Annotated in this window: 8 protein-coding genes; 3 read left to right on the top strand and 5 right to left on the bottom strand. The window is 37.5% G+C overall.

The window, feature by feature from the left end:
• Positions 1–661: 661 nt before the first annotated feature.
• Complete coding sequence (locus BC008_RS12645) at positions 662–1,879, bottom strand: helix-turn-helix domain-containing protein (RefSeq protein ID WP_036268235.1); 1,218 nt, start codon at positions 1,877–1,879, stop codon at positions 662–664.
• A gap of 596 nt (positions 1,880–2,475) precedes the next feature.
• The gene (locus BC008_RS12640) at positions 2,476–3,348 is read right to left on the bottom strand and encodes an alpha/beta hydrolase (RefSeq protein WP_027846241.1); all 873 of its coding nucleotides are present in this window, start codon (positions 3,346–3,348) and stop codon (positions 2,476–2,478) included.
• Positions 3,349–3,551: 203 nt separating this feature from the next.
• Here BC008_RS12640 and BC008_RS12635 point away from each other — a divergent pair, with 203 nt between their 5' ends.
• Positions 3,552–4,376: a helix-turn-helix domain-containing protein gene (locus BC008_RS12635; protein ID WP_058183571.1), complete on the top strand. Its 825-nt coding sequence runs from the start codon at positions 3,552–3,554 to the stop codon at positions 4,374–4,376.
• A gap of 39 nt (positions 4,377–4,415) precedes the next feature.
• Here BC008_RS12635 and gatA read toward each other — a convergent pair whose 3' ends face one another.
• The gene (gene gatA / locus BC008_RS12630; RefSeq protein ID WP_027846242.1) at positions 4,416–5,870 is read right to left on the bottom strand and encodes an Asp-tRNA(Asn)/Glu-tRNA(Gln) amidotransferase subunit GatA; all 1,455 of its coding nucleotides are present in this window, start codon (positions 5,868–5,870) and stop codon (positions 4,416–4,418) included.
• 476 nt (positions 5,871–6,346) lie between these two features.
• Complete coding sequence (locus BC008_RS48260) at positions 6,347–6,574, bottom strand: hypothetical protein (protein WP_161938110.1); 228 nt, start codon at positions 6,572–6,574, stop codon at positions 6,347–6,349.
• Between the two features lie 40 nt (positions 6,575–6,614).
• Between BC008_RS48260 and BC008_RS12625 the strand changes: the two genes are divergently transcribed.
• The gene (locus BC008_RS12625) at positions 6,615–7,967 is read left to right on the top strand and encodes a helix-hairpin-helix domain-containing protein (protein WP_027846418.1); all 1,353 of its coding nucleotides are present in this window, start codon (positions 6,615–6,617) and stop codon (positions 7,965–7,967) included.
• Positions 7,968–8,481: 514 nt separating this feature from the next.
• A complete protein-coding gene (locus BC008_RS12620; RefSeq protein WP_027846419.1) occupies positions 8,482–9,021 on the top strand; it encodes a hypothetical protein in 540 nt (179 codons plus the stop codon).
• A 596-nt stretch (positions 9,022–9,617) separates the two neighbouring features.
• On the opposite strand, the gene BC008_RS12615 is transcribed toward BC008_RS12620, so the two are convergent.
• Entirely contained in the window at positions 9,618–10,688 is a 1,071-nt protein-coding gene (locus BC008_RS12615; RefSeq protein ID WP_027846420.1) for an LOG family protein, read from the bottom strand.
• Positions 10,689–11,633: the final 945 nt, after the last annotated feature.

The raw sequence follows: 11,633 nt of genomic DNA, 5'->3' as shown, positions 1-11,633 counted from the left end.
TGTTCGTTGTTAGACCGATATCTTTGCCCGTATTATCTCGTAGTTTTTTTCATAAATCAAATATGATTCCTATAGGAATCAAAAAATAAAGAGTTTTTTATACTTGTTTCTGTGCGTTCGCTTATTTTGAAACTCTATAGGACTTACGCAAAATTAATTTATTTTTTTATTAATATATAAAGAAATTTGGAATGATTAGTCAGTAATAAAAATCAGTCAATTGTCTCCAGTGAAAGATTTTTATAGGGCAATATATAAATCCTTACAGGAGGCGAGAAAAATCTAATTACTCTACAGAAGGGAGCGCTGTGCGCAATTCAAAAGTCATTATTAGCGCCTAGCGGAGCGTAATGTAGTTATTGCGTGTCCGCAGGACATAAGTCAAAAGTCATTAGCATGACGTGTCCGCAGGACGTAACAGACCAGGCTCATGTCTAAAACACTTTGCTAACAGCGTTAGTGCAGTGGGGTTCCAGCACAGCAAAAGTCGAAATTAATGTCTTAAGCTAATTGTGTATTGCTGTATCCAAATAACTCTAAATCACCTAAATTTCAACTTTAACCTCTAAAAACTTGGTGGAAATCATATAGCTATACAGCGATCGCTAAAGCTAACTGTCAACTACTAACTGTTAGCTGTTAACTGATAACTGACCACCGTCTACATTGCTTCAGGTGGTGCGATGTCAGAACCAACCACAACCCCAGAAACATTAGACTGTAAACCGGGTTTAGTAATGGGTTCCTTGTCTTGCTGTTTGTGGCTAATAGAAGACGTATTAGAATTGCTGTTGATTAATAACTTATTTGCTTCAGCTTGTTGAGACATAAAGTGTAATCCCCCGATCGCTCCAGCAACAAACGCCGTATAACCAACATACAAGTGAATTGGACGAATTTGTAATGTCCAGTCAGTACTACTATTAGGATCTTCATACCAAGAAGGTAAGACTGATTGAGTTTTTGGATCTGCAAGGGGTATAGAAGCAGCCAAAGCAGTACCATTCATTCCTAAAGCGTTACCCATCACTCGGATAAAACCACGGACAAATACATCTTCTGGTAATAATTCCCACTGACCATTTTCTACTGCTTCCATCTTATGTACTGGAACATGGGTGTAAGTATTGAGTTGTTCCAGAGAAAGATGTCTTAATACTCGGGCTTCCTTAAGTTGTTGACCGATTTCAAGTAAAATTTTCTTCCGATGCTGCAGCATTTGCTGTTCTAATTGGACTAAGGAAGCTTTCTTATTTGAATTGAGCCAATTCATTAAGGGATTACTAGAGTTTTTAGCTGCGTTAGCATATCGAGATTTTTTCACTTTATCTGCATTCTTACTTTTAGCGGTTAAGGTGGGTTGTGGTTTAGCACTAGTTAAGTAATTTGATAAATCTGTAGAAGCTTGGGATTCAGATGCTACTGGCTCACTTGTAGTATGTGCATTCTGAGAATTGGCTACTGACTCAATACTTGAAGTCTTATTACTTGAGATTTTGTTACCTGAGATTTTGTTACCTGAGATTTCGTTACTTGACATCTCGTTACTTGACATCTCGTTACTTGAAATCTCATGGTTTGGGATCTCACTATTTGAGATTTCATTGCTTGTTTCTTGCTTTACAGCGATTACCTTTTGGTGTTGTTGTATAAATTGTCTAAATGCTAAGCCAATAGCTTCTCTTCCCACAGCTTTAAATAATACTTTGGCTTGTTCTGCAGAAGAACCCAATAACTTTTGTGTGTTGGTTAAAGCACAACGATATACCTTGGAACGATGCAACTCAGTTTCAATATCACCTAGGATGGAACGTAATTCATCCTGGGAAATTTCAATGGTCGAATTTCCAGAGAGAGTTAAGGTGTATACAGATGTCATTGTGATTTTTAAACTAAGATAGGCTATAACTGTATCTGTGTAATTTTTTCTGGTCTGAAATAACTTTTCCGGATTATTAGTTACAGTTTTCTTAGTCTTTAAATCGTAATTACCGAAGTTATATTTGCACAATAAATATGATAAAGACGATCCAAAGTTGATTTTGGGTCCCTAAATAATGATTTTAATTTTTGTGACAAAACTTACAGCAGAATTCAGGAGTCAGAAGACAGGAATCAGGAGTAGGATCTGCTTTATATATAACTGAATTTCAGTTTTTGAACTGTACCTCACCTAGTTGCAATCCGCTATAAATATGTGCTATGGCGTGTTCTCAAACTGCGTTCCGATCTCTTCTAGCCGATACATAGAAATAGTCAAAGTCCCCCAAATCAGCGGGGGATTTAGGGGGATCTTAAAATCAAGCAATAAATCAATGTCCCCAACTCAGCGGGGGATTTAGGGGATCTAACAAGTTTTGCTCATAATTAGCAACTAACAGCTAAAATTTCGCTGTATGATGCAGCAGGGTTTAGTTCGCACATAGATTGCAAATTTAGAAATGTTGCGATCGCAGAGTAAATAATAGATACTCCTTAATTCGCTGCAGCAAACTTAGACATCTCAACTAGCGAAAGCACCGCTTGTTCATACTCATGGGGTGCAACTTCTGCAACATCGTTATGACCTGCATCTGGGATCATAACAAGTTTTTTCGGTTCAGGAGCTAAAGTGTATAAGTTCCGGCTCATAAAAGCTGGTACAGTCGAATCATTAAGACCGTGAATAAATAATACCGGCATTTTTAGGTTTGATAATTTCTTACTCGATTCAAAACGCTGTGTCAAAATCAAATCTACCGGAAAAATAGAAAACATTTTCTTCAGAGCAACCATGTCTCGAATGGAAGTAAAAGAACTTTCAACTATCAATCCAGCCGCATCTGATTTTTTTGCTGCTAAATCTACCGCGATCGCTCCCCCTAAAGAATGTCCGTAAATAAAGATTTGCTCAGATGGAATTTTTTGCTTATTATGTAAGTAATTCCACGCAGCAACAGCGTCCTGATAAACTTGTGATTCCCTAGGAAAACTTCCCTGACTGCGACCATAACCGCGATAATCAATTAGCAGCACCGAAAATCCCAGTTCTCGAAAAAAGTTTGCACGATTAATATTAGCGCCTATATTTAGGCCATTACCATGCAGATACAGCAATACTTTATTACTTGGCTTATCTGCTTTCATCCACCAAGCGTGAATGAGTTGAGATTTTTTATTGGGAACCTCTACAGGCAACCAAACATCTTGGTAAGAGATATTAAAATATAGTGGAGTTTTTTCTAAATTCGCAGAAGGGAAAAATATTAACCGGGGCTGATAAAAAAACAGGAAAATGCAAGAACAAATGTAGGCAATTACGGAAGACAAAATCACCCATATTGGTAGTTTTAATAGATATTTAATCAAAGAACTCTGCTTATTTTTGACATCTTATAGTATTTATATATACATTATTAATCTCTTGCAAAGAAAGTTTTAATGACTTTAAACTGGAAATGAATAGTCGGATAAAATTTTGTAATCACTTTAATAGACAAGTCTTATTATTTACTTTAGTTTAAGTAAATTCCCTATTAGTCTTACTTATTACATGGATATCAGGAGATACTGTGAAGGTACAGAATGAGACCCAAGAGCAAAAATTTAAGGAAATAGGTGCCGCTTTAAAGCAAGCGCGTGAGGAAAAATCAATTCGCCTTGAAGAACTCGCACTCCATACACGTATCCGAATGATATATTTGCAAGCCTTGGAGAATGGAAAGTTTGAAGAATTACCTGAAACTATTTATGTCCGAGGATTTATATATCGTTACGGTGATGCGGTTGGGCTTGATGGTAAAGCTTTAGCCGAGATGTTTAGCGATACATTCCAAAAAGAGGAACTGAAAGAAAATATTGAAACCACACAATCAAAAACTAATTTTAATTTACCATTTCTGTCGTTGTTTTACATTTTTTTAATAGTTTCAGCGTCCTTTGGATTATTTTTTGTGCTCAGACCCCGACCACAAGTAGAATCAACTGCTCAGAACCAAAGTTCGCTACCAGTTAGCTCGCAAAAAACAACGTCAAAAGAATCAATATCAAACTCAATATCACAACCTAAGCTTAAAGCAACACGGTCTCAGAACCCAGCAGCGAAATCAACAGTACAAGTTAGCCTTAAACTTACAGGTAGATCGTGGATGGAAGTAATAGTAGATAACAAAACTGTAGTTAACGGATTTATGGAAGAAGGGCAAAATCAAAGCTGGACAGCAAAAGAAGAATTAACCGTACGTGCAGGAGATGCAGCAGTTGTGTTCATTTCCAAAGACGATAAGGAACCAGAAGCAATGGGTGCAAAGGGAGAAGTCAAACAAATAACATTTAAGCCTGAAGGAGTAAACGATACTGTGTCCGCACCTCCCCAAACACTATCAGTTGGTGATTGAGATTTGTCGATGAGTAATCGCCAATAACTAACCAATTACTCAAATTTTTGGCGTGCGCAAATGCCAATCGGTAGATTGCTCGTAAGCATAAGCGATTTGGAATAATTGTTCTTCACCAAGAACTCTACCAATCATTTGTAATCCAACAGGTAAACCATTATCGTCAAATCCACAAGGAATACTGATCCCCGGTAAGCCAGCGAGGTTTACAGGAATTGTCATTAAATCAGTTAAATACATACTTAATGGATCGTCCTTTTCTCCCGCTTTAAAAGCTGTCATGGGAACTGTAGGACAAACTAAAACATCAACTTGACGAAACGCCTTTTCAAAATCTTCTTTAATTAAGGTACGGAATTTCTGCGCTTTTAAGTAATAAGCATCATAATAGCCAGCCGAAAGAGTATAGGTACCAATCATAATTCGGCGCTTCACCTCTTGTCCAAAACCATGGGCGCGGGTGCGGTTATACATTGATATTAGACTTTCGGCTTCTTCGTCCCGTAGACCATATTTAACTCCATCGTAACGGGCGAGGTTAGCCGATGCTTCCGAAGGTGCAATAATGTAATAGCTGGCGATCCCGTAACGGAAGTTAGGACAGGAAATGACATGAATTTCTGCACCTAAATTTTGCAATTGTTCAATTGCTTTAGTTACAGCCTTTTCAACCTGTGAATCTATACCTTCACCAAAAGTTTCTTTGATGATACCGATTCTGACTTGTCCTCGACGTTTGAGGTCTGGTTTAAAATTAGCGGCATAGTCGGGGATATCAACCTTGAGGCTAGTGGAATCTTTGGGATCGTAACCAGCAATATGACTCAATAATATAGCGCTATCTTCTACGTTGCGAGAAAAAGGACCAATTTGGTCTAGGGAAGAAGCATAAGCTACTAAACCATAACGGGAAACTAATCCGTAGGTGGGTTTCATTCCAATTACGCCGCAAAAAGATGCTGGTTGTCGAATAGAACCACCAGTATCAGAGCCAAGAGAAACAGTACATTCTCCTGCTGCAACTGCTGCTGCAGAACCTCCAGAAGAACCGCCAGGAACTCGCGATACATCCCAAGGGTTATTTGTGAGTTTATAGGCAGAGTTTTCTGTAGAACTACCCATCGCGAACTCATCTAAATTAGTTTTTCCTACCAGTACCGCTCCAGCCTCTGCCAGTTTCTGGGTTACGGTAGATTCGTAAGGGGGAACAAAGTTTTCGAGAATTTTAGAACCACAGGTAGTAGTAATTCCCTTGGTACACATGTTGTCCTTAATAGCTATGGGGATACCGGCTAACATTCCGATTTCTTCCCCTGCAGCGATTTTGGCATCTACCTGTTGCGCTTGTTTTAAAGCTTTATCGGCTGTGATATGTAAAAAACTATTGACATCGGGTTCTACGGCTTGAATTCTATCTAATGTTTCTTGAGTGATTTCAACTGCAGAACGTTCTTTTTTTACTAGTTGTTCGTGCAACTTGCGGATGGATACCATGATTGCTCTCTTTGTGACTCAAGTGATTGATTTTAGTACAGCTTGATATCCTGCGATCCATTAAATTCAGCTAAATAAAATTTTTTGCCTGTGACGACTTTAAATTAATATTTATTTTTATCTGGCAGGCATCGCTCGGAATAACATACAGATAATTTAAAGGGTAATGGGGGTAATGGGTAGTGAGTAATGAGTAATGAGTAATGGGTAATGAGTAATGAGTAATGGGTAATGAGTAATGAGTAATGGGTAATGAGTAATGAGTAATAAGTAATGAGTAATGAGTAATGAGTAATNGTAATGAGTAATGAGTAATGAGTAATGAGTAATGAGTAATGAGTAATGAGTAATGAGTAATGAGTAATGAGTAATAAGTAATGGTTAGCGCCTAGCGCAAGCGTACCGTAAGGTATTGCGGGGCGCGTTCACAAAGTGTTAGCAAGGCGGGGGGGCGTAAGCACAGACAATGAGGGTGTCTACAGCGCACAGTAATTGGTAATGGGTAATTGGTAATTGGTAATTTTTACTCTTAATTCCTGACTTCTAACTCCTGACTTCTGACTTCTGATTTCTGACTCCTGACTCCTGATTTCTGACTCCTGACTCCTGATTTCTGACTCCTGACTCCTGACTTCTGACTCCTGACTTCTGACTCCTGACTCCTGACTCCTGTATTCTTTTCTTTCTTCCCTCAGCGATCGCAATTAAATCAGTTTGACATATTTACTTTAGGAAATCTAAAAAATGGTAAAAATAATTACAAGACGGTCTTTGTCATCGCAAAACGTATACGATATTGGCGTTGAGAAAGATCATAATTTTTTAATTAAAAATGGTTTAGTTGCTTCTAACTGTTTTAATAAATCTCACTCTACGGCATATGGGTATGTAACTTATCAGACTGCCTACCTCAAAGCAAATTATCCTTTGGAGTATATGGCGGCGTTATTAACCGCTAACAGCAACGATACAGATAAGGTGCAAAAATATATCTCTACCTGTTTAAACATGGGTATTCAGATCGAAGCACCAGATATCAACCGTTCGCGAGTAGATTTTACTCCCTTGGATGAGAAAATTTTATTCGGTTTGTCAGCTGTTCGTCATGTGGGACAAAATGCGATCGCTTCAATTTTGGTTGCTAGAGATAAAGAAGGTAATTTTAAATCCTTGGCTAATTTTTGCGATCGCGTAGATTTGAGTTCTGTAAATCGCCGTACCTTAGAAGCATTAATTAATTGTGGAGCTTTTGACAAAATAAATCCCAACCGCAATCAATTAGTCCACGATCTGGAATTGGTATATGATTGGGCACAATCCCGGGCTAGAGATCGAGCCACAGGTCAAGGTAATTTGTTCGATTTGTTAGGTGGGGGATTTTCTAGCAGTAATACGACAAATAAAAACGCCGTTTTTGATTCTGCTCCCAAAGCCAAACCTGTTTCCGATTTACCACCCCAAGAAAAGTTACGTAAAGAAAAAGATTTATTAGGTTTTTACGTTTCAGATCATCCATTAAAATCAGTCCGCGAATCAGCACTAATACTTGCTCCAATTAACCTTTCCCAATTAGGAGAAAAAACTGAAGGGAGTAATATTTGCGCTGTTGTGATGCTTAATAACGTCAAAAAAGTGATAACTAAAAAGGGCGATCCAATGGCTATCTTACAAATTGAAGATTTAACATCACAATCTGAAGCTGTTGTATTTCCTAGAACCTATGAGCGAGTTAGCAATTTACTCCAAGTTGATACCAGACTAATTATTTGGGGCAAAATCGATAAACGGGATGACCAAAGTCAACTGATAGTCGAAGATGCAGAACCAGTCGAACAAGTGCAAATGGTCATGGTCGAACTCAGTCCGTCACAAGCAAGCGCAATTGAAGAACAAGACCGTCTGCGCAACGTTTTAACTCAAAATTCCAGAGATAAAGAAAGTGCGAAAGTCCCTGTAATTGGAGTAATTAGGGCGGGGAATCATCGTCAACTAGTTCGCTTTGGTAAGCAGTTTTGGGTAGAAGATTGGAGAACAGCAGTTCAAGCACTCCAAAATGCTCGATTCTCTGCTTACGTAAAGAATTTAACCACCAATTAATTTTTTTTATTAAACCACATAGTATTCATACAAAATGAATTTAATACACTGAGGTTACCGGAATTGAGCAATACAAAAACCCACCTTCGTAGGAATTCAGATGAGTATAGGATTCCCAACTTATTTTAGTGCCCTTAGGGCTCTAGCTCTGCATATCTCTAAGTATTGTCGACTACAAACATTGCTTAGTACAGCTATAACTACCACTATAGACTTAGCAGGATGCAACGGTGGAACATTTTCCCAAGGTACTTATATGCTGACTACTAAATTAAACAGAAATTATACTTAGATATTTTCAAAGGTCAAATAAAATTCCTGTAAATTAGTTTCAATTTTTACATTAACTATTCCTGCATACCTGAATGTTAGCATAGTCATCAGTTTATTTACTTACACAAAAAATAATTTATTGTGTGTTTAGTTACTTCTGCGGATGATGCCCGTGTACAGAACATGGTATAGTTTTATGCCATAGACATTATGGGTAATTAGGCAGAGGAGTAAATACTTAATGACCGCCGATGAAACTAATAATTTTGTGGCGTACTGTAAAATAATTCAACCCCAATCTCAGAAAGATATTCAGAGGTTTTTTGAGGGGGTTGTAGGTTTTCCATACGATAAAGAACTTCTCTTGCAAGCCTACTTATTCTTGAATATCAAAGATATATTTCCTTCTTGTTCTGAATTATTACTATTCGAGAAATCACCAATTGCAGACTACACTGATTTAGGAAAGTGTGATTTTGTTTATCTAACGTCGAATCATAAATTATTTATTATTGAAACTAAATTTATAGATACCGAAGCGACGGGAGCGACGGAAAGAAAAAGAAGAAATAAGCACAGAAATAAAGTATTCGATCAGGTCATTACTCTCAAAAAGCGTTTTAGTGAGTACTGGAACATTCAAAGTGACCAACTAGAGTGTGGAGTATTTACCACAGATTCAGAAGTCAGTTGGCGTGGTAATGGAGTTAATGTTGTGACTAAATCGGTAACAATAGAAAATCTTGAGCAATGGCGAATCAATTATCTTGAAAAAAAATAAAAATTTAGAGACACGACAGAGGCTATGACTATAGCTGCACTACCTACGGAGCCGTTACTTACAGATCCACTGACGCTATGAGATGCAGCTTGCGCTGTTATCCACAAGACGCTTACAAACAGCCCAGGTGCGGCTCAGGTTCTGTTGCGTCTCTACCAAATTCAGTGTTATTTGAACTGTATTGAAATATAAAGACGTTGTGAAAATCGAATTTGGTATGAAATAGCATTCACCGTAGGTGCGGTTCATCTCAAAAGATTAAGGGTTGGTAACGAGCGCGTAAGTCTAATTAGGGATAGAAAAAAATAAGAAGTATCAAGTAATACTTGAATTTTGTGAAGAGCAATATTATTATTTGTTCGCCACCTCAACCTTGTATGATTTGTAGTTAGGCTATTTCCGAAAGGATATTGACAAGAGACGCTGATAGACCTCAAAAGTAGTGTTAAAACACTGCTAAAACAAACATCTTCTTAAAAAGATAGCTCTACTACAAACCATACAAATTGTCTTCTCAGAGTATTGGATGTGGGATTATTTCTTCTACTATTTCACGTTGCTACTCTTTTGAAAAATCAAAAATACCGAGGAAAAATTTACTTTCGTTCTGGATGTGCTGCATCCTCTACAGAAGGAATGCCCATTTGATTGATAGTTGCAATCATTTGGTACAAACGTCCTAAATCGCGTTGGTTGAAGTGCAAGATTAGACGAGGTAGCTCAAAAGTCTCATCTTGTCCTTCTTTAGCCAAGGCTTGACTTTTTTCAATCCGTCCTTTGACAAGGATGTCGCTGAATTCTGTATTTAGTTGCTCCACCTCAGTTTCCGATAATTCAACTCGAAGACGAATCACTAATTTTTCGTCTACATAGCGACTAGAGTGGTATACCCGATAAAAATTAGTAATAGCGTCGCAAGCTACTTCTAAATTATCTGTAACGGTGTAAAGACAAGGGTCCTCAGGGCTTACAAGACCTTTTGCAACTAGTTGCTTGTTGACGTATTCACTCCAAGAATGCCAGTAATCACCTCCTGGATGGTCAATGAAGACTACTGGAACGGGACCAAACTTACCTGTTTGACTCAGCGTCATACACTCAAAAGCTTCATCCTGAGTACCAAACCCACCAGCAAATAATGCCACAGCATCACTTTCTTTGAGAAGAAATAACTTACGGGTAAAGAAATATTTGAAGTGAATTAGTTTGGGGTCACCCTCAATCACGGGGTTTGCTTCCTGTTCGAAGGGTAATTGAATATTCAAACCAAAGGATTTTTCTCTTCCTGCTCCTTCGTTACCTGCTTGCATAATTCCACTACCACCACCAGTCATGACCATAAAACCCAGTTGGGAAACACGACGGGCAAATTCTGAAGCCATAAGATATTCAGGTGTATCTGACTTGAGACGAGCGGAACCAAAAACTGTTACTTTACGAACGTGTCTATAAGCATGAAATAGTTCAAAACCTTGCTCCATATCTGTGAGAGCGGCTGAAAGTATTTTCCAATCGAGGCGATCGATATTACTCTCAGATAAATTAACTATGGTCGTAAGTGCTTGTTTAATAAATTGCCGATGTTTCAAGCTTGGTAAACGTTCGAGCAATTGAACGATATCCGCTTGGAAAGAATCTAATGCATGGAAAGAGGTAGGTGAACTCATGATAAATATAGCTAATGAAGCGTTACAGTTTAGACAACTATATGGTGTTAATTAACTAAATACTGTTTGACTCAAACCATAAGTTAAATGATTTGAGCAACAAGTAAAAAAAGAATTAACGAGTGATTTTTAGTTCCAAATTTAAGATTCCAAATTTAAGATTTCAAATTTAAGATTCCAAATTTAAGATTCTGCACCTATTGATTACAAATCATCACTCGTAAATTTCTACAATCCTCTGCACCATATCTTTCAGAGGCAAATGGTTTCCGTGTGTTCCACAGTACCTTTTGATGATTATAGAACCGACACCTTGAAAAAATGGATAAGAGTTTCAATATTTTTCCTTCTCCCAACACTCGTGATTACTTAAAAGTATTGTGTGATGAATTGTATGATGGTCGAACTGGTAATTCCAATTCCTGGCTTGGTTTTTAGCTTACTGTTAGGATTTTGCTCTCACTTCTTGGCTTACCTAATTTGAATGTGACTTCTATGATCTTGCAGACTTTGATTTGGATCTTTTACTTTTGCTATTCAAGTATCGCCTCATGGAATAAACTAATTCTTAGCGATCGCCTTTATAGATATCCTGAACCTCAAACAAGGCGTAAGAGAAGTCAGAACTTTAACACCATAAAATGGATATCGCATTAGTATCATTCACCACAATCACAGGTAAAATATAAGAATTCCTAGGGCAGCTTTTTATGAAAAATCAAATTTATCCTGGAAATCAAGGATGCAAACCCCATTATTTACTCAAATTGAGTCAGACCAATAAGATTTATTTTTAAAACAATAAGGATAACATTTTAAACCGAATATTTTTACTAACTAAAATAATTATTTGCAAATATAAATAATTTATATAGGAATCATATTTGATTTATGAAAAAAACTACGAGATAATACGGGCAAAGATATCGGTCTAACAACGAACAA

The organism is Mastigocoleus testarum BC008, from assembly GCF_001456025.1.
Lineage (GTDB): Bacteria > Cyanobacteriota > Cyanobacteriia > Cyanobacteriales > Nostocaceae > Mastigocoleus > Mastigocoleus testarum.
The sequence above is the reverse complement of the archived record's forward strand: the minus strand, read 5'-3'. Positions and strand labels throughout refer to the sequence as shown.

Coding starts and splice junctions, on each gene's coding strand:
- BC008_RS12645 (WP_036268235.1), bottom strand. CDS start 1,879: ATGACATCTGTATACACCTTAACTCTCTCTGGAAATTCGACCATTGAA.
- gatA (WP_027846242.1), bottom strand. CDS start 5,870: ATGGTATCCATCCGCAAGTTGCACGAACAACTAGTAAAAAAAGAACGT.
- BC008_RS12625 (WP_027846418.1), top strand. CDS start 6,615: ATGGTAAAAATAATTACAAGACGGTCTTTGTCATCGCAAAACGTATAC.
- BC008_RS12620 (WP_027846419.1), top strand. CDS start 8,482: ATGACCGCCGATGAAACTAATAATTTTGTGGCGTACTGTAAAATAATT.
- BC008_RS12615 (WP_027846420.1), bottom strand. CDS start 10,688: ATGAGTTCACCTACCTCTTTCCATGCATTAGATTCTTTCCAAGCGGAT.